This is a genomic window from Nocardioides sp. BGA-UO-ETr-FS32 (assembly GCF_059567905.1).
This window is the reverse complement of record NZ_JCAQOX010000017.1, coordinates 944,987-969,553: the sequence shown is the minus strand read 5'-3', so window position 1 is coordinate 969,553 and position 24,567 is coordinate 944,987. Positions and strand designations below refer to the sequence as shown.

The window sequence follows — 24,567 nt, the reverse complement described above, 5'->3', positions numbered from 1 at the left end:
TCGTGCAGGCGTGAACTATTCGGGGGACCCGGGCGCCGCGCTGGCGCCGGACGACATCGACGACCTCGCGCGCCGGGCGCGCGACGGGGACCGCGACGCGCTCGAGGCGCTGCTTGCCGCCGTACGCCCGCGCGTGCTGAACATCTGCCGCGGCGTGCTGCCCTACTCCGGTGACGCCGAGGACGCCTGCCAGGAGGCGATGCTCAACGTCGCCACCAAGATCGGCTCGTGGGGCGGGCGCGGACGGTTCACCACCTGGCTGCACATCGTGTCCGTCAACAGCGCGCGCACGACCTACCGCCGGCTCAAGAACCTCGCCACGCCGACCGACTTCGAGGACGGTGCCCACGACCGTCCGGACCCGCGCACGACCAGCGTGATCGCCGGGACCCGGCTCGACCTGCTCGAGGCGATGGACACGATCGAGCAGGACCACCCGCAGTACGTCGAGCCGTTGCTGCTGCGCGACGTCTACGGCCTGCCCTACGACGAGATCGCCGCGCTGGTCGGCGCGCCGCTCGGCACCGTCAAGGCGCAGATCCACCACGGCCGCAAGCTCGCGCGTCCCCTGCTGCGCGGCGACCGGTGAGGTCGCGGCCCGCCTCCGCGGCCCTCGTCCTGGGCCTGTCGCTCGCGCTGCTGGCCGGCTGCTCCGACGCGACCATCGGCCCTGACGAGCTGCGGGCGCCGCCGTCCGCCGCCGAGCCCGCTGACACCGCCACGACGGCGCCCGCGTCCGAGCCCGTCGTGACCGAGCCGGTCGAGCAGGACCTCGACCTCGCCGTCTCGACGCCGGTCGAGGACAGCGTCTACCCCGACGTCGGCGACCCGCGCGTCGACGCCCTGCACTACGACCTCGACCTGACCTGGGAGCCCGGCCCCGAGCGCCTCACCGGTCGCGCGGTCCTCACCTTCCGGGCGGCCCGCACGGCGCCGCGGTTCCAGCTCGACCTCGGTGCTCCCCTCAGCATCGGGGAGATCACGCTGGACGGCGAGCCCGTCCGGGTCTCGCGGCTCGGCAAGGACCTGGTCGTCCGGGCGCCGATCGAGGAGGACCAGCGCTACGAGCTGGCCGTCGACTACGCCGGCACGCCCGAGCCAGCACCTGCACCGACCACCCGCAGCGACTTCTCCTCGACGGGCTTCACCATCACCTCAGCCGGCGAGGTGTGGACGATGCAGGAGCCGTACGGCGCCTACACCTGGTACCCCGTCAACGACCAGCCCGCCGACAAGGCGCTCTACGACATCACCGTCCACGCGCCGCCGAAGTGGACCGGCATCGCCAACGGCGAGCTCACCTCGCTGGCGACCGACGAGGACGGCACGACCACCTCGTGGCAGCTCGACGAGCCCGCGTCGTCCTACCTCGTCACCCTCGCCATCGGCGACTACACCCACAGCAGCAACACCTCCGCGGGCGGCCTGCGCGTCGACTACTGGACCCCCCGCGGCATGACCCGACCGCTCGACTCGATCCAGACCGCCGCCGCGACCGTCGACTGGGTCGAGGGCAGGCTCGGCGACTACCCCTTCGACTCCCTCGGCCTCGTGGTCACCGACTCGCAGAGCGCGATGGAGACCCAGACGATGGTCACCCTCGGCAACAACGACTACGTCCTCTCGCCGCAGGTGGTCGCGCACGAGATCGTGCACCAGTGGTACGGCGACCAGGTCTCGCCGTCGGACTGGCGCGACGTGTGGCTCAACGAGGGCATGACGATGCTGCTGCAGTGGATCTACGAGGACGAGCACGACATCCGGCCGCTGCGCGAGAGCCTGCGCAACGCCCGCGGCATCGACCAGCAGCTGCGCGACCAGTACGGCCCGCCCGGGGCGTACGACCCGGACCAGTTCGGCAGCTCGAACATCTACTACACGCCCGCGCTCATGTGGAACGAGCTGCGCACCGACCTCGGCGAGGACGAGTTCTACCGCATCGCCCGGTCGTGGCTGGCCGACAACGACAACACGTCCGTCTCCCGCGAGCAGATCTACGACCACTGGGAGGCCGGGACCGGGCGCGAGCTGTCGACGTTCTTCGACCGCTGGATCACTGGTCGACGGACCCCCGCGCCGGGCGTGCCCTCCGCCGGCTGACCGCGGTTACCCTGCCCCATGACCCGCCTCACCGCACAGGACCTGATCGACCTGATCCTCGACGAGGGCTCGTGGTCCTCGTGGGACACCCCGCCGGCGCGCGACGGGATCAGTGACGCGTACGCCGCCGAGCTCGCGGTCGCGGCGGAGAGGTCCGGCGTCGACGAGTCCGTCCTCACCGGCGAGGCACGGCTGCACGGGCGGCGCATCGGCGTCCTGGTGGGCGAGTTCGGCTTCCTCGCCGGCTCGATCGGGCGCGCGTCCGCCGACCGGATCGTCGCCGGCATCGAGCGCGCCACCCGTGAGGGCCTGCCGCTCGTCGCGGCACCGGTCAGCGGCGGGACCCGGATGCAGGAGGGCACCCCGGCGTTCGTGCAGATGGTGCGCATCTCCGCCGCGGTCGCGGCGCACCGTACGGCGGGCCTGCCCTACCTCGTCTACCTGCGCCACCCCACCACCGGCGGCGTGATGGCCTCGTGGGGCTCGCTCGGGCACGTGACCGTCGCCGAGCCGGGCGCGCTGGTCGGCTTCCTCGGCCCGCGGGTCTACGAGGCGCTCTACGACCGCCCCTTCCCCGAGGGCGTGCAGACCGCGGAGAACCTCTACGCCCACGGCATCATCGACGCCGTCCTCCCGCCCGAGGAGATCGCCGAGATCCTCGACCGCGCGCTCACCACGCTGATGGCGGCGCGGGAGGGCGTCGCCCCCGTCGCCGACCCCGGCCAGGAGGACGTGCCCGACGTCGACGCCTGGGACTGCGTGACCCGCTCGCGGCGGCCGGACCGGCCGGGCGTACGCCGGCTCCTGCGCTATGCCGCCAGCGAGGTCGTGCCTCTCAACGGCACCGGCCAGGGTGAGCGCGACCCCGGGCTGCTGATCGCTCTCGCGCGGTTCGGCGAGGCGCCGTGCGTCTTCCTCGGCCAGGACCGGCGCGGCCAGACGACCGACCACCCGTTGGGGCCTGAGGCGCTGCGCGAGGCCCGGCGCGGGATGCGGCTGGCCTCCGAGCTCGGGCTGCCGCTGGTGACCGTCATCGACACCCAGGGCGCCGCGCTGTCGGCCGACGCGGAGAACGGCGGCCTCGCGGGGGAGATCGCCCGCTCGCTCGCCGACCTCGTCACGCTGGACGCGCCGACGCTGTGCCTGATGCTCGGCGAGGGCAACGGCGGCGGGGCGCTCGCGCTCCTGCCGGCCGACCGCGTCGTGGCCGCCCAGCACGCGTGGCTCTCGCCGCTGCCGCCCGAGGGCGCGTCGGCGATCGTGCACCGCGACCTCGACCACGCCGCGGAGATGGCGCGCGCCCAGCAGGTGCGGGCGATCGACCTCCACCGCCGCGGGATCGTCGACCGGATCGTGGCCGAGAAGCCCGACGCCGCCGACGAGCCGGAGGACTTCTGCCGTCGGGTGGGGGCCGTGCTCGAGCACGAGCTCAGCTCGCTCCTCGCCTCCGGCCCGGGCTCGCCGGAGCAGCGGACGCGCCGCTACGTCTGAGCGCCGCGCGACGCCGCGGAGCGTGGCTCCCCTGTGGCCACGCTCCACGGCGTCCGGATCGCACCGCCCGGCAGCGCTGCTTCAGCGGCGGCCCGAGCGCTTCCAGGCCCGGACAGCACGGGCCGCCATGCGTGATGTCGTCCGAGCACCGGTGCCGGCCCTCGTGCGCGCGGAGACCGAGGACTCTGCGGACGCCTGGAGGCCGAACGGGTCGTGGGTGGTGGCGACCTCGGTGCCGCAGCTGTCGGCGTTCACCCACACGGTCGGCGCCTGGATCGCCCGGCCGTGGCGGAACTCGACGTGCGAGCCCGACGCGGCTTGGTTGAGCTCGCCGTTGACCGCGTGCACGGCGCTGCCCTGCCAGCGCCGCCAGTCCTGCTCGCCCTTGGCGTGGGCGTAGAGGGACGGCAGCAGGCGCACCCTGCCCTCGCCGACGGAGGGGGTCCAGAGGAACGCGTGGTTCATCGTGCCGCGCTCGCCGAGGCGGTCGTTGCGCTTGACCCACCGGTCGAGCGCCCCCACCAGCCAGCCGCCCTCGTCCATGCCATAGACGTCCCCGAAGCCGCCGCCCGGCAGGACGCCGAGCGGGACGACCGTGGACGGCTCGGGCCAGTAGGCGGGCTCGACGTGGCCGGTGTCGAGGCTCTCGCCGTAGAGCATCGACCCCGAAGCGGAGCCGTCGTCCTTGATCGCCCGCGGGATCGCCTCGAGACCCCCGGTGACGGCCATCGGTGTGATCGAGCCGTCGCCCTGCCAGATGACGGGGTCGAAGGCGTACCAGCCGGGTGCCTCCTCGTACTCACGGGTCGAGAGGTAGCCGACCTTCTGCGACTGGTTGTTGATGCCGTAGGCGAGGGAGTCCGCCGCCTCGGCGACACCCGGCAGCAGCTCCATCGACGCGGCCGGGTGGTCGAAGGTCACGGCGTCGGTCCACGGGTCCGTCTGGTTGCGCCCCACGACGCCGACGACGCTGCCGCCATCGTTGATGCGTCTCATCCACATACGCCCGTGCGCGGCGCCTGCGGGGCCGGAGTCGGTGGCCAGGATCGTCACGTCGCCGGTCCGGAGGTCCTGGACCCAGGCGGCCTCCCGGCCCGACTCCCAGTCCAGCGACTGCCCGTTGACGAGTCCCGACGAGGTCAGCTCGAAGGCGATGTCCTCGTCGTAGCCGGGGGGACCGACCCGGACCGGCTCACCGTCGAGGCCGTCCCAGACCAGGGCCCGCTGGCGCTCCACGCCCTGCTTGTCGCGGTGGTAGGTGCTGCCGTAGTAGACCGTGCGTCCGCCGACGACCTCGATGTCCATGACACCGCCGTCGTGGCTGCGTGCCGGCTCCCGCAGCTGCACCAGGCGGCAGGGCCCGTCTGCGGGCGTCGCTCCGGCGGGGGTGCCGATCGACAGGACGGCCAACGTGGACGCTGCCAGGGCCCCGGTGATCCCGACGGCGCCCAGCCAGCGGGTGCGTGTGAAGACGTCCATGCGCCTCGCTCCTCAGGTCGGAGGCGGTGATCGCCTCGGTGACCTGAGCGTCACCGCGACCGGTCGCGACCCGGTCGCGGTCCGGTCGCGGTCCGGGCGAGCTCGACGTCTACGGCCCGTCCACGAACCTCGGCGCCAGGTCGTCCCCCTCACCCGGCGGATGCCCTCACGATCCAGCGGGTCGAGGTCGAGCGCGACGGTGCCCGGGTCCGCCTCGGCCGAGGGAGGGACGAGCCCGTGACGGTCGTCGAGCGCGGGCACCTCGGCGCCCCGGTCGACGACGACGAGGACCTGGGCCGACGATGTCGTCAGCGCGGGGGCCGGGTCACTCCGGCCGACGAACACCACCTCGCCGCCGTTCGCCGCCACACCCTGCGCGATCTCGGACACCAGCCTGAGTGCGCCGCCGCCGGCGGGCGAGCGGAGCAGCACGCGAGTCGTCCCGGATCGGCGTACGCCGTCCCAGAGGTCGCGCAGGACCGCGAGATCCACCTCGCGGCCCACCAGTGCGCCGTCGGTGCGGCGCAGCTCGGGCGGCACACCGTGGTGTCGTTGCCGGGTGAGTCGCGGGTCCTGGGCCAGGACCCGCTGGTGGAGCTGCTGGAGCTCCGGCCCGGGATCGACTCCCAGCTCGGCGGCCAGCACCGCGCGGGCGCGCGCGAACGCCATGCGGACACGGTGCTTCGCACCGGTCACATCCCGGTCACGCGGCGGTCGACGCCTCGGGCTTCCCAGCAGGTACGTCGGCGGCGGCCGGCGCGGGCTCGCCGGAGGAGCGGACGCGACGCTACGTCTGACCGACGTCCGGGTCGTGGCATCCCCTGCGTGCCACGACCCGGACGACCCTGCCCCTCAGAGCCCGAACAACGAGCAGACCGCCTCGGTCCCACCCTCGGTCCACTCGTCGAGCCTCGGGCCGGCCTCGCGGTGGAACAGCCCTTCGACGTCCAGGTCCGCGACGTACATCCCGGTCGTGTGCAGGACGACCCCCGCGCCGGGCATCGTCACCGTGCGGTAGTTGCCGCGGCTGGTGAACGTGCCGGCCACGAAGTCGAAGGTGACGATGCGGGTGCCCTGGAACTCGTAGCGCTCACCGGTGGCGAAGTTCTCGAAGATGCCCGTGTAGTTGACGTTGCGCGACTCGCGCACGGTGTTGCCGTCCCGGTCCTCGAAGGTGTGGACGTTGCGGACGAGGTCGAACCCGAGCCCGATCTCGGCACCGTCGTCGCACACGGCCACGATCTCGTCGGTCGTGGGCCACGAGACCGAGCTGCGGGTGTTGTCGGCGGCCGAGGCCGGTCCTGCCAGGGCGGCGGTCGCTGCCAGGGCGATGGCGGGTACGGCGGAGAGCCGGGCGAGTCGTGCGGACATGTGAATCACTCCTGGTCTGGTGTGCTCCGGATGCGCCGATCGCCCCGGTGCACCGAGGCTGACCGGTGCCGGTCGCGCCCCGGTCGCAGCCCGGTCGCACTCTCGCGCAGGCGGTCGCAGCCCGGTCGCACCGCTGGGCGCGCGGTCCGTCGTACGCCCCCCGCGGCCCTCAGGTGCAGGTGGGGGCGACGGGCTCGCCCGGCAGGATGACCGCGGACTCGGCGGCCGTGAGCGTGGTGTTCGCCGCCCGGCAGCCCGCCTCCACCCATGCCTGCGGATCGGTGTCGATCTCGTGGTCGGCGCCGAGCTCGCCGTACACCCGCAGGCGGTCGTCGTCGAAGGCGAGGAAGCCCCAGCCGAGCTTGTCCAGCACCGGCTTGCCGTAGGGCCGCCACGTGCCGGTGTCGTAGAGCGTCACGTCGCCGTCGGAACCCATCACCGCGAGCATGCGTCCGTCGGGGCTCAGCTGGAGGTCGAACACCCAGCTCGCGGTCACGAGCCGGTCTGGCGCGACGGGGTCCAGCGTGGACGCGTCGAGGAACCTCAGGTGTCCGCTCGCCGAGCCGACGACTAGCGTGGCCGCGCCGGCGTCGAACGCGAGGCGGCTCAGCGCGACGGACTCGGGCAGCTCCCGGCGTACGAGCTCCTCGCCGGTCTCCGCGTCGATGACCACCACGCTCTCCCCCCGACCCAGCGCCATCCGGGACCCGTCACGGGCGACCGCAGCCTGGGGACCCCCGGGGAACCACGACGTGTCGGCGGCAGCGTCCACCGTCCACACGACCTCTCCCGAGGCGATCTCGTGGAGGGCCCACCCGCCGCTGCCGTTGACCAGCACCCGCGACCCGTCGGGGGTGACGGCGAGGCCCGAGGCCTCCCACGGGGTCCGGATCGTGCGGACGACGCGCCCGTCGGTCGTGTCGACCACCGCCACCCGCCCGCGGTGGGTGACGGGCTCGAAGTCGTCGGTGAACTCGACGATCGCGACCAGTCCGAGTCGTCCGTCCGGGGTGATCGCGGCGTGGGCCGGCTGGCAGACGCAGGACCGGATCGGCTGCAGCTCACCGAACCTGTCGTCGCCGGCGTCGAGGTCGACCACGCTGAGCGTGTTGAGCTCGGTGTCGTAGTAGTTGACCACGACCCCCACGCCGGACGCGGCGGCCCCGACGTCCGCCACGATGTCGCGCGGCAGCCGGCGGAGCACCCCGCGGGTGCCGGTCAGGTCGAAGGCGACCGCGTTGCCGTCGCGTCCCGCCGTCCACACGAGGTCGCGGTCGGGACCGGCCAGCTCCATCTGGAGCAGCGCACCGCTGTGCCCCGACATCCCACGGACGAGGGCACCGGTCGCCAGGTCGTAGATCTCGAGCTCCTCCTCGCGAGCCACCGCTACCTCCCCTCCACCCGGGAGGAAGATCGCGGCACGGACGTAGCCCACGACCCGCCACGGACGCCCGACCGGCTGCCAGCGCGCATCCCGGACCTGGAGCAGCGACGTCTCGACGCCGGACCGGGTGGTGATCACCTCGATCGTCAGGACGCGGCGCCCGTCAGGGGCAGCACCGACGACCGACCCGTTCCTGCGCTGCGTACGTCCCGTCCAGGCGTCCACCACGAGGGAGTGGGCCGGCTCGTCGGCGAAGGCCACCCGCCCGTCACCGAGGGCGAGGCTGAAGGGAGCGTGGGTCGGCAGGGGGTGCGAGCGGACGACGCCGCCCGTCCTCGCGTCAACGACGAACACGTGGGTCGAGGTGGAGACCACCAGGTCGCCGCCGCGCAGGTGGAGGGACTCGTCGAGCCATGGCGAGGTGTCGGGCTCTGCGGTGCTCAGGTCCGCGGACGTGACCTGCCGCAGGATCTTCCCCGTGCTCGGGTCGAGGATCGCCACGGCGGGTTCGGCGACGAACATCGGGACCGCCACCCACCTGCCGCGCGGATCAGCGACGGGATCTCCCCACTGACCCTCCTCGCCCGGGGTGTCCACCGTCCACAGCACCTCTGCGGAGACCGTGTCCACGGCGTAGAGCGCGCTGGTGTTGTCCGCCAGGTAGACCGTCGCCCCGTCGGCCGAGGAGGCGATGCGCAGGAACCGGTCCTCGATCCGGACCCGGGTGTAGCCGTCCTGCCCGCGGGTGAGCAAGGTCAGCAGCGCGCCGTAGGTCTCGGGGCCCTGGTCGCGCCGGGTCGCCTCCACCGCCTGCAGGAGGGCAAGGGCGGGGCGGTCCTCGTTGAGGGCGTCGGCGGCGAGCCGTTTGGCGTCGGCCGCGAGGGCCGAGGCGCGCGCCTCGTCGGCGGAGTCCTCGGCCTCGGTGCGCGCCGCGAGCGCCACCACACCGGCCACCAGGGCGAGCACCAGGAAGACCGCGGCCCCGACGAGCAGCCACCGCAGCCGCCTGTTCTGCCGGGCCGTCGCAGCGGCCCTCAGCTGCGCCGCCTGCTCCTCGGCGTCGAGCGCCAGGCGACCTTCCTCCAGGAAGTCGGCCTCGACGTGGGTGAGCTCGTCGGGTCTCGTGGCCGCCACCTCGAGCCCCGACTGCAGCCGGGTGCCGCGCCACAGGGCGGTGGGTTCGCGACCCTCGGCGTCCCACTCGGACGCGGCGAGCGCGAGTCGCCGCTGGACCGCCCGGCCGGCCGCGTCGTCGGTGAGCCAGCCACGCAGGCGTGGCCACTCGCGGAAGAGGGCCTCGTGGGCGACCTCCACGTGCCCGTCGCCGACCGAGAGGAGCCTCGCCCCGGCGAGCCGGTCGAGCACCCGCCGCATGCCCGGCTGGCCGAGCGCTTCGACCTCGGCCAGCGGCACGCGGCGACGTACGACACCGGCGCCCTCTCCCGGGCCGGAGAGTCGCAGCAGCAGGAGCCGCGCGGCCGCCTGCTCTGCGGGGTCGAGCCCGGCCCAGACGTCCTCGGCCAGCGTGGCGACGGCGCCGCGCAGGCCGCCCGTGGCGACGTAGCCGGAGAAGGTCAACCGGTCGTCCTCGCGTTGCGCCCAGACCTGTGTCAGCGCCACCGAGAGCAGCGGCAGCAGGCCGGGCTCGTCGCCGGCGTCGCTGACCACGGTGTCGGCGAGCCCCTCCTCGAGGTGGAGGCCGGCGCGCGCCGCCGGGCGGGTGATCGCACGCCGCACCTCGGCGCTCGTCGGTGATCCCACGAGCACGGTGCCGTCGGCGAGGAGCGCGGCCAGGCCGGCGTGCTCGGCGGCATCGCCGACGTAGTCCGCCCGCAGCGCCACGACCACCGACGTGGCCGAGCGGGGGTCCGACACGAGCTCGGTGAGCGTGTCGAGGAAGGCGTGCCGCTCGCCCTCGTCGCTGCACGCGGTCCACACCTCCTCCATCTGGTCGACGACGACCAGGGTGCGGGGCGGCTCCTCGTCGGACTGGAGCATCCGGGCCAGCAGGTCGCCCACGTCGCCTCCCTGGGTGCCCACCGCCGCCCGGGCGAGCTCCCGCATCGGGTGCCGACCCGGCCGCATCACGACCTGGCGCCACGCCGAGCTGCCCGGCAGGGCGTCGCCGGCGAGGGCCGCCAGCACGCCGGCCCGGAGGGCGGACGACTTGCCCGACCCCGACGCGCCCACCAGTGCCAGCACCCGGGTCGAGGCCAGCCGGCTCAGCAGCTCGGCGACCAGGTGCTCCCGACCGGCGAACCACGGTGCGTCGCCCACGTCGTACGCCGCCAGCCCTCGCCAGGGGCACACGCCCGGCTCGGTCGGCCGGTCACCCTCGGACTCCGCAAGCCGCGCGATGCTGTCGCTGACGTCCGCGCGCGCTGCAGCGAGCCGGGCGCTGGTCTGCTCGACGATCCCGACCGCGGCGCCGAGCCGCCGGGAGGCGGCCTCGCGCGTGATGCGCACCGCCTCGCTGTGCACCCGGCCGGGCCAGGCGGGGCCGCTGCGGACCACCTGCTCGGCCAGGTCGTCGACCTCGTCCGGCGCGGCGTACGCCGCCACCAGTCGACGCACGTCCTGCGCGCCGAGCGGTGCGAGGTCCAGCACGGTCTCGCCGTCGAGCGCCGCCGTGCCGGGCCGGGCGAGCCGCAGGAGCATGGCGCCCGGCTCAGGGGTGTGGGGGGCGCCCTCGACGACCCGGAGCCAGGGTCCCGACGCCGGCACGGGGTCGTCGGCGAGCAGCACCGGGTGACCGCCGCCGGCCACCTCCTCGGCCAGCGCGGACGCCAGGGCCGAGGCGCCCGCCCCGGCAGGCCCCCGCACGAGGGCCGAGGTGGCCGACCCGGCGAGGGTGCGCTGCCAGAGTCCGCGCAGGACGCCGAGGTCGTCGTCGCGGCCGACGACGTCGGCGGCGGTGCGACGCAGCGAGTCGGGCAGCTGCACCCGGGGTCGGGCCAGGTGAAGGCCGGGGTCCTGGGCCAGCACCCGGGCGTGGAGCTGGCGCAGACCCGGACCGGGGTCGACGCCGAGCTCGTCGGCGAGCAGCGCGCGGACCCGGTCGTACGCCTCGAGCGCATCGCCCTGCCGGCCGGCGCGGTAGCTGGCGAGCATCAGCAGCTCCCAGAGCCGTTCGCGCAGCGGATGGTCGGTGACCAGTCGCTCGAGGTCGGCGACCGCAGTGGACTCTCGGCCGAGCGCGAGCAGGGCCTCGAGGCGGCACTCCTCCGCCAGCAGCCGGAGCTCGCCGAGCCGCCGCGCCTCGGCCGGACCGAAGGCAGTGTCCTCGCAGCCGGCGTACGCGGGCCCGCGCCAGAGGGCCAGACCGTCCTCGGCGGCGTCCAGCGCCGCCTGCCAGCGCTGACCGTCGACCGCCCTCCGCGCCAGGTCGGTCAGCTGGACGAAGCGGCCGGCGTCCGTGTCGCGCTCGGTGGCAGCGAGCCGGTAGCCCGCGCCCGCGGTCATGAGCAGCCGTGGCTCGCCGTCCCGGTCGGGCTCGAGGGTGTTCCTCAGCCGCAGGACGTAGGTCTGCAGGGACTTGGCCGCGGTGCGGGGCGGGTCCTGTGGCCACAGCGAGTCGATGAGGTCCGCGGAGGGCACCACACGACCGACGGACGCGACCAGGTGCATCAGCAGGATGCGCTCCTTCAGGCCGCGCACCTCGAGGTCCATCCCGTTGGCGACGGCGCGCAAGGGGCCGAGGACCTGGAAGTCCATGGCGCGACGATAGGCGTGCAACGGCATGGCGGTCCTCGTTTCCGGCAGGTATCTGCCGACGAGCAGACCGCGACCGGGTCGCGAGGCGGTCGCGGTGCGGTCGCACCGCACCGCGTGCCCCGGCGGTGGGTGACGCAGGTTCTCGAGCCCGAGAACCTGCGTGGCTCACCGCTCCTCGGGGGCGCTCCCGTCCGCGCGCTCGGCGGCCTCGGCGGCCGCCTCGTCCTGGGCCTCGACGACCTCGGCCTCGGTCACGGCCTCGGGCTCCTCAGCAGGTACGTCTGCAGCGGGCTCGCCGGGCAGGGCGACGCCGGGCACCGTGCCGGTCAGGGTGGCCAGCATCTGGCGGACGTTGGAGAGCTGGGCGTTGATGCTGTCGCGGCGCTGGGCGGCCGCGGCGAGCTCCCGGTCGGACTCGGCGCGTACGCGGTCGGCGGAGGCGCGCGCCTCGGCCACCATCGTGGTGGAGCGCTCCTCGGCGTCGGCGAGCATCCGCGCGATGCGCTCCTCGGCCTCGGCGCGGCTGCGCTCGAGCGCGGCCTCGGTGTCCTTGCTGCGCGCGGCCATCGCGTCGAGCTCGGCCTGGGTGGCGGCCTGCTGCGCCTGGAACTCGGCGGTCGCCTTCTGGCGCCGCTCGGCCAGCGTGGTCTCGAAGTCGGCCGCGGACTGGGCGGCCTTGGCGCGGGCGTCCTCGTGGAGGGCCTCGGCCTCGGCGCGGCGGGCGGAGGCGTCGCGCTCGGCGGCGTCGCGCTCACCGTCGGCGGCCTTGCGGGCGTCGGCGAGCAGCCGGGCACCGTCGGCGTCGGCGTCGCGTCGGGTCTCCTCGGCGTAGCGGTCGGCGTCGGCGCGCATCGCCCCTGCCTCCTGCTCGGCCTCCTTGCGCAGGGTCTCGACCTCTCCGAGCACGCGGTCGCGGATCTCGGCGGCCTCCGTCTCGGCGAGGGAGAGGATCTGCCCGACGCGCTCGCCGAGGTGCTCGTAGGTCGGCAGCTCCGGCTCCTGCGCCTCGCGCGAGACGAGGGCGTCGCGGGAGGCGGCGGCCTCGTTGCGGGCCTGCTCGGCGGCGGCCTCGGCGGACTCGAGCCGCCTGCGCAGCTCGGCGACCTCGGCCTGCGCCTGCCCGACGGCCCGCTCGACCTCGCTCGGGTCGTAGCCGCGGCGCACGGTCGTGAACATGTCTTCAGGCATCGGGGTTCTCCAGGGGTGACGGGGAGTGGTGGGGGTGGGGGGTTGCGGGGGATGGGGTGGTGCTGTCGGTGGGGACCTCGTCCGGGGTCGCCTGGCGGCGCTCGGGCACGGCGAGGGCCTCGATCACGCCGGACAGCTGGCCGAGCTCGGCGGCGATGCCGTCGCGCTGCGCCTGGAGGTCGGTGATCTCGGCACGGGCGCGCTCGACGGCCCGGCGGGCGCTCTCCCGGAGCTGGTCGGCCTCGGCGCGGCCTTCGGCGACGAGCGCGACGGACTCCTCGCGGGCCCGGCGGCGGTCCTCGGCGGCCTCGGCCCGGCTGCGGGTGACCTCCTCGGCGACGAGCGAGCGCAGGCTCGCAGCACCGGACTCCGCCTCGGCCCGGCGGCGCTCGAGCCGTTCGACGGCCCGCTCCGACTCGTCGGTGGCATCGGCGACGATGCGGGCCGCCTCGGCCTCGGCACGCGCGAGAGCGGCCTTGGCGTCGCTCTCCATCTCCGCGGTCGCGAGGCCCGCGGCGCGGGCGATGTCGTCGGCGCGCTGCTGGGCGTCGGCGAGCTGGAGGGCCATCCGCCCGGCGACGGCGGCGATCACGGCCTGGAGACGACGGCGTACGAGCCGGGTGTGGGCAGCGACGTCGGCGTGGCCGGCCTTGCGGATGGCGTCGGCCTCCGTCGCGGCGCCGGCCAGCACGGAGCGTACGGTCGAGGTGGCCCACTCGGTCTGCTCGGCGGCCTGGCGGAGCTTCTCCTCGCTCTCCGCGCGAGCCGCGGCGAGGGTCTCCTCCGCGGAGCGGCGCATCCGGTCGACCTCGGCGCCCGTGGTGCGGCGCATCTCCTCGACGTGGAGGGCGGCCTCGTCACGCATCCGGGCCGACTCGGTCGAGGCGGTGGCCCGCAGCGACTCGGCCTCCGTCATGGCCGAGTCGAGGTGGCGCTGGCCCCCGGCCCGGCCCTCCTCGACGAGGCGCGCGGCCGTCTCCTGCGCTGCGGCGACGGTGGCCTCGGCCTCGGCGCGTGCGCCGTCGAGGAGCGCGGACGTCTCGGTGGCCGCGGTGTCGCGCAGCTCCTGTGACTCGGCGCGGAGCGCGACGGCGTCCTCCTGCGCCTGGGCGCGGAGCCGGTCGCCCTCGACGCGCGCGGCCTCGACCTGCTCGTCGCGTGCCGCCGAGGCCGACGACATCAGCAGGGCGGCCTGCTCGTTGGCGTCGACGACGATGGTCGCGGCCTCCTCCGACGCCCCGGCCAGCACCTCCTCGGCCTGCCGCCGGGCGCGGCCGGCCTCGGCGCGGTCCGCCTCGGCCTCGGCCTTGAGGGTGCGCAGCTCCTCGCGGAGGGCGCCCACCTCGACGGTCAGGGCATCGGCTTCCTGCCGGGCCTCGCTCACCAGCTGGTCGGCGACCTGCTGGGCGCGGGCCAGCAGGGCCGAGGTGGTGGGCTCGCCCGAAGTTGCCGCGGCGGCGTCCTGGGCCATCCGCCCGCTCCTTCCACACGATCCGAGGACCTCATTGTCGCAGCGCGGGACCGCGCCTGACAAAGGTCCCGAGCCATCGGTTGCGCCCTCAGCGAAAACCCTTGCCCCGCGAGTATCCCACCCGCTGGGGTGGGGCCATGAGACTCCTCGTCCTCGGTGGGACCCGGTTCCTCTCCCGCGAGGTGGCAGAGCAGGCCGTCGCCCGCGGGTGGGACGTCACCTGCGCCTGCCGCGGCACCTCCGGCACCGTCCCCGACGGCGCGACGCACCTGCCGTGGGACCGCGCCGACGACGTGCCCGCGGAGGTCGGGTCCGGGGCCTGGGACGCGGTGGTGGACGTCGCCCGGCTCCCCTCCCAGGTCCGCAGGGCGGTGGCGGCCACGGCGCGGGCGCACTGGGTCTTCGTGTCCACCGTCAGCGTGTACGCCGACAACAGCTCGCCGGCGACGGAGCCGCTGCTCGACCCGATCGAGGAGGACGTCGACCTCACCGTCGACCCCGAGGCGTACGGCGGGATGAAGGTCGCCTGCGAGCAGGCCGTCCGCTCGACGGCGGCGTCGTCGGTGGTCGCCCGACCGGGCCTGATCGTCGGGCCCGGCGACCCGACGGGGCGCTTCGCGTACTGGCCGCAGCGCCTCGCCCGGGGCGGCGAGGTGCTGGCCCCCGGGCGTCCCGACGACGTGGTGCAGGTGATCGACGTACGCGACCTCGCCGCCTGGCTGCTCGACCTCGCGGAGACCCGTACGACCGGGACGTACGACGCCGTGGGCGTCCCCGTGCCGCTCAGCGAGCTGCTGGCCCACACCGCTGCCGGCGTCGGGGCGGCCTACCCGCGGCTCACGTGGGTCGAATCGGCGTTCCTCGAGGCGCAGGGCGTGGTGCCCTGGATGGGCGAGGGCTCGCTGCCGTTGTGGCTGCCACGCCCGGAGTACGACGGCATGCTGGCGCATGATCCCAGCCCGGCCATCGCAGCCGGCCTGCGCCTGAGGCCGCTGGCCGAGACCGCTCCCGGCTGCCTGGACTCCCCGGTCACCGCCCTCTCGCCCGAGCGCGAGGCCGAGGTGCTCGCGGCCTGGCACGCCCGCTGACCGGGACGCCGACCGGGCACTTCCTCCCCGTCCGGGACGCCGACCGGGCACTTCCTCCCCGTGTAGCGGAACGAAGTGCCCGGTCGGTGCGCGTGACGGGCACGAAGTGCCCGGTCAGTCAGAAGAGGAGCGCGGTCCCCGGGTCGGACAGCATCCCGGCGACGTCGGCGAGGAAGCGCGAGCCCTTCTCGCCGTCGATGTGGCGGTGGTCGAAGGACAGCGCCAGCGTCGTCACGTCGCGCACCACGATCTCGCCGGTCTCCTCGTCCACCCACGGCCGCTTGTTGATCGCGCCGAAGCACAGGATCGCGGACTCGCCCGGGTTGATGATCGGGGTGCCGGCGTCGACGCCGAAGACGCCGACGTTGGTGATCGTGAAGGTGCCGCCGGCCATCTCGGCCGGCTGCGTCTTCCCGTCGCGCGCGGTGGCGGTGAGCTCGCCCAGCGCCTGCGCCAGCTCGGTCATCGACAGCGAGTCGGCGTCCTTGACGTTGGGCACCACCAGGCCGCGCGGCGTCGCGGCCGCGATGCCGAGGTTGACGTAGTGCTTGTAGACGACCTCCTGCGCGTCCTCGTCCCAGTAGGAGTTGATCTCCGGGGTGCGCTTCATCGCGAGGATGACGGCGCGCGCGAGGACCAGCAGCGGGCTGACCCGGGTGTCGCGGAGCTCGGGACGCTTCTTGAGGCGGGCCACGAGCTGCATCGCCGCGGTCACGTCGACGGTGACCCACTCGGTGACGTGCGGGCTGGTGAATGCCGACCGGCTCATCGCCGTCGCCATCATCTTGCGCACGCCCTTGATGGGCTCGCGGGTCTCGCGCTCGCGCGGTGCGTCATACGAAGCCGCAGCCATGGGTGCGGATCCGGATGACGCTGCGGCGGCCGACGGCGTGCGGGCAGGGCCCGAGCCGTTGGCCGCACCCTGGACGTCGTCGCGGGTGATCGACCCGGACGGGCCGGAGCCGGCGAGCGTCGACAGGTCGACGCCGAGGTCCTTGGCGAGCTTGCGGACGGGGGGCTTGGCGAGGGCACGTACGTCGCTGGGCTCGGCCTGGGCCGCGGCCGGTACGAGGGCCTCCGCGGGTGCTGCCGCCGGGGCGGGGCGCTGGTCGACGGCCGGGACCGGTGCCTCGTCGGCGGGCATGACGTCGTCGGACTGCGCGCCGCCGGGCGAGAACGCGCCCTGCACCTGCATCTGGGTCTGGCTGCCCGCGACCGTGCTCGGCGAGGCCGAGCCGCGGCGGGCCCGGCGCATCGGGCCACGCTCGGCCTTGATCCGGCCCACGAGGGAGGCACCCTCCATCGACCCGGACGCGGCCGGGTTGGACAGGTCGATGTCAGCCGGGTCGACCTGCGCGGCCGCATCGGCGGCGCCCGCCTTCTCGGCCATGCCGAGATAGGGGTCAGACTCGGTCTGCTCGGCGGGAGCGGACGGGGCGGGCGGCGCCTCGCCCTCGGCACCGATCGAGATGATCGGGGTGCCGACCGGGATGGTCTCGCCCTCGGGGACGAGCAGCGCGAGGACGGTGCCCTCGAACGGCGATGGCAGCTCGACGAGCGACTTGGCGGTCTCGATCTCGACGATCACGTCGTTGATCTCGATCGTGTCGCCGACCTTGACCTTCCAGGCCACGATCTCGGCCTCGGTGAGGCCCTCGCCGACGTCGGGGAGGAGGAATTCGGACATGGCAGTTCCTCTCAGAAGGCGAAGGTGCGGTCGACGGCGTCCAGCACCCGGTCGAGGTCGGGGAGGTACTCCTCCTCGATCCGCGACGGCGGGTAGGGCGTGTCGAAGGCGCCGACGCGCAGGACGGGGGCCTCGAGGGAGTAGAAGCACTGCTCGGTGACCCGGGCGGCGAGCTCGGCGCCCATGCCGAGGTTGACGTGCGCCTCGTGGGTGACCACGCAGCGACCCGTGCGGCGTACGGACTCGTAGACCGGAGCCATGTCGAGCGGGGACAGCGTGCGCAGGTCGATGACCTCGAGGCTGCGGCCCTCGGCCTCGGCGGCCTCGGCGCACTTCAGCGCGGTCTTCACCGTCGGACCGTAGGCGAGCACCGTCGCGTCGGAGCCGGCGCGCACGACCCGCGAGGTGAACAGCGGGTCGGGCGTCGCGGTGTCGTCGAGCTCGGCCTTGTCGGCGTGGTACTGGCGCTTGGGCTCGAGGAAGATCACCGGGTCGTCGTGGGCGATTGCCTGCTGGATCATCCAGTAGCCGTCGACCGGGTTGGAGCACGCCACCACCTTGAGGCCGGGCGTGTGCGCGAACTGCGCCTCCGGGGACTCCGAGTGGTGCTCGACCGCGCCGATGCCACCGCCGAAGGGGATGCGGATGACGATCGGCATCTTCACCTTGCCCTGCGAGCGGTAGGTGTACTTGGCGACCTGGCACACGATCTGGTCGTAGGCGGGGTAGACGAAGCCGTCGAACTGGATCTCCACGACGGGGCGGTAGCCGCGCAGCGCCATGCCGACCGCGGTGCCGACAATGCCGGACTCCGCGAGCGGGCTGTCGATGACGCGGTCCTCGCCGAAGTCCTTCTGCAGGCCGTCGGTGATGCGGAAGACGCCGCCGAGCTTGCCGACGTCCTCACCCATCAGCAGGACCTTGTCGTCGTCCTCCATCGCCTTGCGCAGGCCCATGTTGAGGCCCTTGGCGAGAGTGATCTTCTGGGTGTTGCTCACGAGTGGCTCCCCTCGAACGAAGCGAGGTAGGCCGCGAACTCGTCGCGCTGCGCGGCGATCTCGTCGGTCATCTCGCTGAAGACGTAGCCGAACTGGTCGAGCGGCTTGGGGTCGGGCAGCGCCTTGCAGCCCTCGCGGAGGTGGTGGCCCAGCTCCTTGGCCTCGGCGTCGAGGTCGTCGAAGAACGCCTGGTCGACCAGGCCGTTGCGGCGCAGGTAGACCTTGAGCCGCTCGATCGGGTCCTTGAGCTTCCAGTGCTCGAGCTCGTCGTTGAGGCGGTAGCGGGTCGGGTCGTCGGTCGTGGTGTGCGCGCCCATCCGGTAGGTGTAGGCCTCGACGAACGACGGGCCGTTGCCCTCGCGCGCCCGCTGGAGCGCGGCCTTCGTCACGGCGTACGTCGCCAGCACGTCGTTGCCGTCGACGCGGATGCCCGGGAAGCCGAAGCCCAGCGCGCGCTGGTAGAGCGGGATGCGGGTCTGGCGCTCGATCGGCTCGGAGATGGCCCACTGGTTGTTCTGGCAGAAGAACACGACGGGGGCGTTGTAGGAGGCGGCGAAGATGAACGCCTCGTTGACGTCGCCCTGCGAGGACGCGCCGTCGCCGAAGTGGGCGATGACGGCCGAGTCGCGGTCGGGGTCGCCGGTGCCGACGACACCGTCGCGCTGCATGCCCATGGCGTAGCCGGTGGCGTGGAGCGTCTGGGCGCCGATGACGATCGTGTAGAGGCCGAAGTTGTTCTCGTTGGGGTCCCAGCCGCCCTGGTCGACGCCGCGGAACAGGCCGAGCAGGCGGAGCGGGTCGACGCCCTTGCAGTAGGCGACGCCGTGCTCGCGGTAGGTCGGGAAGACGTAGTCCTGCGGGCGCAGGGCACGGCCGGCGCCGATCTGCGCGGCCTCCTGGCCGAGCAGCTGGGCCCAGATGCCGAGCTCGCCGTGGCGCTGGAGCGCGGTGGCCTCGACGTCGATGCGCCGGGTGAGCACCATGTCGCGGTAGAGGCCGCGCAGCTCCTCGGCAGAGAAGTCGTGGTCGAACTCGGGGTGGTGCACCCGCTCGCCCTCGGGCGTGAGCAGCTGGACGAGCTCGGGGCCACCGTCGGTCTGGGACGGTCCGAAGACGTCCGCCAGGTCGGGGCCGAAACTCACAGGATCGGACAACGCACTCTCCTCACAATCAGGCAGCGGCAGTCACGGGATCGCCGGACGCCGACGGCTTGCACGCGTGGTCGCCGGCGTGTGTGACCCCGACCACAGGATGGGGGTCAAGGTATCTGTCGGAGCCCGACAGCACCAATCAGGCGTACGCCGGCCCGGGGACGTGGATGAGCCGACGCCGACGGGTTCGTGGGTGACCCGTCGGCGCCGGCTCGCCTCCATTGGGGGGTGGAGGTTCGGGCAGCTGCTGCTACCCGGCGATGAAGGCGGCCGTCATCAGCTCGTGCCTCGCATGCCGGTGTCGGGCAGGACCTCGGGGGCCGCGCACAACGCCGGGATGCGGAGCTTGTCGAGCCTGGTGGAGCCGACCTTCAACGTGACCTTTGCCCGCGGCTTGCCCTTCGTCACGAACTTCTTCTTCGACTGGGACTTCACCGCGATCTTGTGGATCTTCTTGCCGACCCGGAGCTTGTAGACCACCTTCTCGCCGGAGCGGTTGGCCAGCTTGGCCCGGACCGTGCCCTGGCAGCTCGCCTTCACCGATCCGACCGCCTTGCCGAAGGCCTGCTCGGGCAGGACCTCGGCGGCCGGGGTGCAGACCAGCACGGCAGCGCTCGCCGTCGGGTCCGTACCGACCGGCAGGTCGATCGTCGCGGTGTTGGTCCAGCCCTGGCACGCACCGGGCGCGCCCCCGGCCAGGGTCAGGTCGTAGGTGTAGCTCCTGACCAGGCCCGCTGCCCACGTGAGCGCCGGGTCGAGGACGACCCGCTGACCGGCGACCGTCTTGTCGTCGACCACCTGGACCGTCTTGTTGGTCTCCGAGCGGACGCCGAAGGAGATCGGCCCCGTGGTCTCGGTGACAGACGTCGAGCTCGCCTCACCCGGCGGGTCCCAGGTCGCCGTCACGCTCACGGTCCCGGAGCCCGCGGGCTTCGACGCGAACGTGCAGGCGATCGGCAGGGTCGTCGAGCTGTCCGCTGCGACCACGGCGTCCGCGCCCCCGGTGACGGTGCAGACCGCGCCCCCTCCCAGGTCGGTCGCCGCCGTGACGTCGGCGGTGATGTCACCGTCGGCGTACTGGTTGGGGTTGGCGATCTCCACCGCGCCCTGCAGCTTCCACCCGGAGTCGGTCGCCGCCCCGGCGCGGGCCGTCACCGTGTAGGTGAAGGTCGCGTTGCCGGAGGCGTCGGCCGTGCGCTGGGTGGCGTCGGCGACCTTGGCGATCGACCAGGCGTACGCGCGTGCCAGGTCGGCCGTCGCGGTCGGCGCCAGCTCGAGCGGGGCCTCGGTGCACACCGTGGCCGTCGTGCTGTCGCTGGGGTCGTCCCCGGTGAGCGCGAGCCACGCGGTGTTGGTGAAGTCGACGCACGTCCCCGGCACACCGTCGTGCGTGAGCGTGTAGCCGTACGACTCCACCAGGCCCGCGGACCATTCCAGGTCCTCGTCGAGCAGGACCGGGTTCTCCGGGTCGGTCTGGTCGTCCCAGACGTCGATGAACCGGTCGACCTCGTCGCCCACGGTGAGGGTGACGTCGCCGGAGGCGGACTCGGTGTCGCTCGTCGCGGCACCGGCCGGGTCCCAGGTCACGTCCGCGGTGACCGTGCCCGAGGTGCCCGGCTCCCCGCTGAACTCGCACGAGAACCCGACGACCAGGTCGTCACCGTGCGCGACCACGGGCTCGGCCGGGAGCGTCGCGGTGCAGACCGCCCCACCACCGACGTCCGTGCTGACGTCGAGGTCGGTGACCTCGATGTCGCCCTCGGCATAGGTGTTCGGGTTGGTCACCGTGACGTCGCCGGACAGCGTCCAGCCCGCCGGCTGCTTCTCGCCGGCCCGGACCGTCACCTCGTAGGTGAAGTCGGCCTGCCCGGTCTCGGCGTCGACCTCGACGCGGGTCCGGTCGACCTCCTTCTCGATGGTCCACGGGTAGGTGATGCCGTAGCTGCCGGCTCCCTCCACGGCGACCTCGAGCGGCGCCTCCTCGCAGACGCGGACCGTACGGTCGGCGCTGAGGTCGTCGCCGGTCAGGGCGAGCACCGCGGTGTTCGTGTACGTCTCGCAGGCGCCTGCGGGAGCGCCGAGGTCGCGGGAGTAGGTGAACACGTTGGGTCCCTCGGCCGCGTCGACGTCGAACTGCAGCGCCGGGACGCCGTCGTTCGGGATGTCGTCGACCAGGGTCGTGGTGGTGTCGGTGATGCCCGGCCGCGGCGCGAACTCCACGCCCACGGTCTCGGTGACGACCTCGCCACCGAAGCTCACCTCGGCGGTGTTGGTGCCGGACGCGTGGCCCGACCCCTCGCACCCGTACGCCAGCTCGACGCTGCCTCCGGGTGCGATCTCCACCGCGGTGCCGTCGTCGACCAGCTCGCACGTCCAGCCGGCCACGTCGGCGAGGTCCGCCACGTCGACGACCAGCACCTCGTCGGAGGGGTTGGTGACCTCGATCGAGCCCGACCACGAAGCGGTGCCGTCCGGCACGACCTCGCCCGGGGTGGCGGTCACGGTGTAGGTGAACCGCGCCTGGCCGTCGGGTCCGACCTCGACGAAGGTCTTGTCGACGTCCTTGGTCAGCTTCCACAGCTGCTTGCGCCCGAAGTCGGCCACGACCGTCTTGGCGACGCCCGGCGAGCACAGCGTCACCGTGTGGGCGTCGGACTGCTTCGTCTGGTCGATGGTGACGAGGTTCTCGTATGGCACGCACTCGCCGGTCGCCCCGTCGAGCTCCACCGAGTAGGTGAGGCGCTGCGTGTGGTCGGCGAGCGGCGGGTTCGCCGCGGCGTCGCCGGTCATCGCGTGGACGGTGCTCCAGTCGAACGTCGACTGCGGCAGGTCCGCGGTGACGTCCTCGCCCTCGAGCAGGTCGGTGAGCGTGACCGTCGCGTTGGTCGGCTCCGGGTCACCCGTCACCTCGACGTCGACGGTGTCGCTGTCGCTGGTCCTCGGGTAGGCGTGGGAGTCCGCGCTCCAGTCGATGGTGACGGTGTTCTCGCCGACGTAGTCGCCCTGCTCGACGCCCGGGCACTCGTACGTCACGGGGTGGTCGACCGCGTTGGCCGGCACGGCCACCGAGGCGCCGCCGTCGATGGTGCACTGGAGCACCTTGGTGTCGACCACGACCGTGTCGGTCACGTCGACCGTCACCGGCCAGGAGTTGGGGTTGTCGATGAGGATCGTGCCGGTGAGCGCCCACTCGGAGTCGCTCACGCCGTCGGCGGTGACGTCGATGGTGAAGTCGACGGTCTTCCTCAGGTCGCCCTGCTCGTCCTCACCGACCCAGTCCGTGCCGGGGCCGGACTTGGCGATGTCCCACAGCAGCTCGCGCTGGTAGCCCAGCGTGGCGTCCTTGGTGACGTCGAGGTTGCGGCCGACGCAGACCGTGACCGTCTCACGGTCGCTGGTCTCGTCCGCCGACTCGCGTGCGACGTTGGGGTAGTCGGTGCACTCGCCGGGAACCCCGTCGATGTCACGCGAGTAGGTCGCGACGACCACCGTGTGCGCCGCCGGGTCGTTCGAGGCCCGGACGGTGTTCCAGTCGTACGTGCCGAGGTCCTCCGCAGCGCCGCCGTCGAAGGTGTCGGTGACGGTCGTGGTCTCGTCGGTCTTCTGGTCGATGGCGAAGGCCTTCGCGTCGGAGCGCGTGTAGGTCTCGCCCGCCTCGGAGCTCGGGTAGGTCGCCTCCGCCCAGGTCACGGTGGCGGTGGTGCCACCGGGCAGGGCCGCGGTCGGACAGGTGTAGGTGAACGGGTTGGCCCCGCTCGCCAGGTCGACCTGGAGCCCGGCCGCGCCGGAGACGTCCGTGGCGCTGATGGTGCACGCTGCGCCGCCGGTGATCCCGGCCGAGAGGGTCCCCACCATGGGCAGGGTGTTCGGGTTGGTGACCGTGACGGTCCCGCCGAAGCCGGACCTGGTCGGGTCGAGCGCCTCGAGCCGCACCTCGTAGTCGAAGACGGCGGACGTGCCCTCCGCGACGTCGACCTTCTTCGGGTCGGCCACCGACTTGGTGACACGCCAGTTGTAGTCGATGTCGTAGCGCGGGGCGTTGACGATCGCCGGGGCCGCGAAGTACCTGCGGTCGGTCACGGTCAACGGGGTGTTGACGCTGCCCTCACCGTTCTCGCCGACCGTGACGGTCCACGTACGCGCGGACAGCGGCTGCGGCAGCTCGTACCCGGCCGGGGCCGCGGTCTCGACCACCGTGTACGTGCCCGGGCTGGCCGGGTCGATGGCGATGGCGCCGTTCGCGGTGCCGTCGGGGTCGCCGGCCCCGCCCTCGGTGATCACGAGCGGGCTCGCGCTCTCACCCGGGATCGGGTTGGGCGAGATGGAGAACGTGGCACCCGGGACGGAGTTGCCGAACTGGTCGACCTTGTGGATCTCCATGGCCCCGCAGGTGTCACCGACGTCGATGCTGACCGCGTCGACGTAGTCCTTGAGCGCGGACTCGTTGGCGTTGCCGGTGAAGGTCCGGATGTTCATCGTGCCGAAGTTGCCGCCCAGGCAGGTGATGTCGCCGCCGCCGAGCTCGAGGAGCGCGGTGAAGTTGAACGCACCCTCGCCGAAGAGCCCGCCCTCGCCCGTGGTGCCGGTGAAGGGGACCTGGGCGATGTCGACGGGGCACCAGCCGGCGCCCGGCGAGTAGCCGCTGACCTCGAGGCAGCCGGCCGTCCAGTCGGGACCGGTCTGCAGCCGCCAGAAGTACGCGTTCGTGAGCCTGAAGCCCTTGTTGCCGTCCTGCTCGAAGCGGACCATCACGTCCCCGCCCGAACGCAGCGGCAGGTAGGTGCTGCCGCCGGCGTTCTCCAGCCGGTTGAACTCGACGTCGAAGTTCGTCACGCCGCTGGTGGTGTAGCGGCGGAAACCGACGAAGCCCCAGATGTCGTCGTCCACGACCGCGTCGTGGACGTAGACGTCGGAGATGTCGTCCTGGTTGGGCGCGAGTCCGGTGCCGATCTCCCAGGTGGAGGGGTGCTCGAACTCCTTGCTGCCCTTGAACGTGCTCGTGTCGGCGTTGCCCACCGGGTCGGTCTGGTGGGTGGTGGCGTCGTCGAGCCCCGCCCAGTCCGTGCCGCCGCCGTCGACGGGCGTGTTGCCGTCGATCTCGAAGCCCGCCACGACGGCCGCGCTCGCGGCCGAGGTCGTGGCCTGGACGGCGACGACCGGGACGAGCAGGAGGAGGGCGAGCAGTCGCCTCAACCCCCCTGGGCCCCGTCGCCTTTCGGCGGCGTGTGCCCCTCGAGTCCCCCGCTTCTGCCCTGCAGTCCCGGTGTTCGTGCGTACGCGATGCATTGTCCCGCCCCCTGTGCGAGTAGTCCCCACTGCCAAGTCGATCGGTGACCGACACCCCAGTTCTGTCGACCGTGGCCGCCGCACGCCCCCAAGACGTACGGCTCACATGTCCCGACAGAAGGTTCTCTCCCCGAACGGGGACGGCACGTCGGCTGAGCA

At 73.3% G+C, this 24,567-nt stretch carries 14 protein-coding genes; 4 read left to right on the top strand and 10 right to left on the bottom strand.

From position 1 onward, the window contains the following. Positions 1-10: 10 nt before the first annotated feature. The 3 genes from AC57BS_RS24780 to AC57BS_RS24770 are packed head-to-tail and all read left to right on the top strand — an operon-like array spanning position 11 to position 3,591. Positions 11-589: an RNA polymerase sigma factor gene (locus AC57BS_RS24780; protein ID WP_496414108.1), complete on the top strand. Its 579-nt coding sequence runs from the start codon at positions 11-13 to the stop codon at positions 587-589. Continuing rightward, positions 586-2,100 (top strand): M1 family metallopeptidase, encoded by a 1,515-nt coding sequence (locus tag AC57BS_RS24775; protein WP_496414107.1) that lies wholly within the window; start codon positions 586-588, stop codon positions 2,098-2,100. The genes AC57BS_RS24780 and AC57BS_RS24775 overlap by 4 nt, the downstream gene beginning before the upstream one ends. 18 nt (positions 2,101-2,118) lie before the next feature. Beyond that, positions 2,119-3,591, top strand: coding sequence for a carboxyl transferase domain-containing protein (locus tag AC57BS_RS24770; protein ID WP_496414106.1), 1,473 nt, complete (start codon positions 2,119-2,121; stop codon positions 3,589-3,591). 81 nt (positions 3,592-3,672) lie between these two features. Here AC57BS_RS24770 and AC57BS_RS24765 read toward each other — a convergent pair whose 3' ends face one another. The 6 genes from AC57BS_RS24765 to AC57BS_RS24740 all read right to left on the bottom strand — a co-directional run bounded on the left by AC57BS_RS24765 (position 3,673) and on the right by AC57BS_RS24740 (position 14,198). Next, on the bottom strand, positions 3,673-5,070 hold the full coding sequence (locus AC57BS_RS24765; RefSeq protein ID WP_496414105.1) for a hypothetical protein: 1,398 nt from the start codon (positions 5,068-5,070) through the stop codon (positions 3,673-3,675). A 12-nt stretch (positions 5,071-5,082) separates the two neighbouring features. Further along, positions 5,083-5,739 (bottom strand): BTAD domain-containing putative transcriptional regulator, encoded by a 657-nt coding sequence (locus AC57BS_RS24760; protein WP_496414104.1) that lies wholly within the window; start codon positions 5,737-5,739, stop codon positions 5,083-5,085. A 183-nt stretch (positions 5,740-5,922) separates the two neighbouring features. Continuing rightward, the gene (locus AC57BS_RS24755) at positions 5,923-6,441 is read right to left on the bottom strand and encodes a hypothetical protein (RefSeq protein WP_496414103.1); all 519 of its coding nucleotides are present in this window, start codon (positions 6,439-6,441) and stop codon (positions 5,923-5,925) included. A gap of 169 nt (positions 6,442-6,610) precedes the next feature. Next, complete coding sequence (locus tag AC57BS_RS24750; RefSeq protein WP_496414102.1) at positions 6,611-11,539, bottom strand: nSTAND1 domain-containing NTPase; 4,929 nt, start codon at positions 11,537-11,539, stop codon at positions 6,611-6,613. A gap of 165 nt (positions 11,540-11,704) precedes the next feature. After that, the gene (locus AC57BS_RS24745) at positions 11,705-12,727 is read right to left on the bottom strand and encodes a DivIVA domain-containing protein (RefSeq protein WP_496414101.1); all 1,023 of its coding nucleotides are present in this window, start codon (positions 12,725-12,727) and stop codon (positions 11,705-11,707) included. Then, entirely contained in the window at positions 12,720-14,198 is a 1,479-nt protein-coding gene (locus AC57BS_RS24740) for a coiled-coil domain-containing protein (RefSeq protein ID WP_496414100.1), read from the bottom strand. The genes AC57BS_RS24745 and AC57BS_RS24740 overlap by 8 nt, the downstream gene beginning before the upstream one ends. Before the next feature lie 137 nt (positions 14,199-14,335). On the opposite strand from AC57BS_RS24740, the gene AC57BS_RS24735 reads away from it, so the two are divergent. Further along, positions 14,336-15,286 carry an NAD-dependent epimerase/dehydratase family protein gene (locus AC57BS_RS24735; protein WP_496414099.1) on the top strand — a complete coding sequence of 317 codons (951 nt, stop codon included), beginning with the start codon at positions 14,336-14,338 and terminating at the stop codon, positions 15,284-15,286. 118 nt (positions 15,287-15,404) lie between these two features. Here the strand turns inward: AC57BS_RS24735 and AC57BS_RS24730 are convergent, their stop codons facing one another. The 4 genes from AC57BS_RS24730 to AC57BS_RS24715 all read right to left on the bottom strand — a co-directional run bounded on the left by AC57BS_RS24730 (position 15,405) and on the right by AC57BS_RS24715 (position 24,315). Then, positions 15,405-16,973 carry a dihydrolipoamide acetyltransferase family protein gene (locus AC57BS_RS24730; RefSeq protein WP_496414098.1) on the bottom strand — a complete coding sequence of 523 codons (1,569 nt, stop codon included), beginning with the start codon at positions 16,971-16,973 and terminating at the stop codon, positions 15,405-15,407. 11 nt (positions 16,974-16,984) lie between these two features. Beyond that, positions 16,985-17,971 carry an alpha-ketoacid dehydrogenase subunit beta gene (locus tag AC57BS_RS24725; protein ID WP_496414097.1) on the bottom strand — a complete coding sequence of 329 codons (987 nt, stop codon included), beginning with the start codon at positions 17,969-17,971 and terminating at the stop codon, positions 16,985-16,987. Further along, positions 17,968-19,125 (bottom strand): pyruvate dehydrogenase (acetyl-transferring) E1 component subunit alpha, encoded by a 1,158-nt coding sequence (gene pdhA / locus AC57BS_RS24720; RefSeq protein ID WP_496414096.1) that lies wholly within the window; start codon positions 19,123-19,125, stop codon positions 17,968-17,970. The genes AC57BS_RS24725 and pdhA overlap by 4 nt, the downstream gene beginning before the upstream one ends. Before the next feature lie 273 nt (positions 19,126-19,398). Then, positions 19,399-24,315: a SpaA isopeptide-forming pilin-related protein gene (locus tag AC57BS_RS24715; protein ID WP_496414095.1), complete on the bottom strand. Its 4,917-nt coding sequence runs from the start codon at positions 24,313-24,315 to the stop codon at positions 19,399-19,401. Positions 24,316-24,567: the final 252 nt, after the last annotated feature.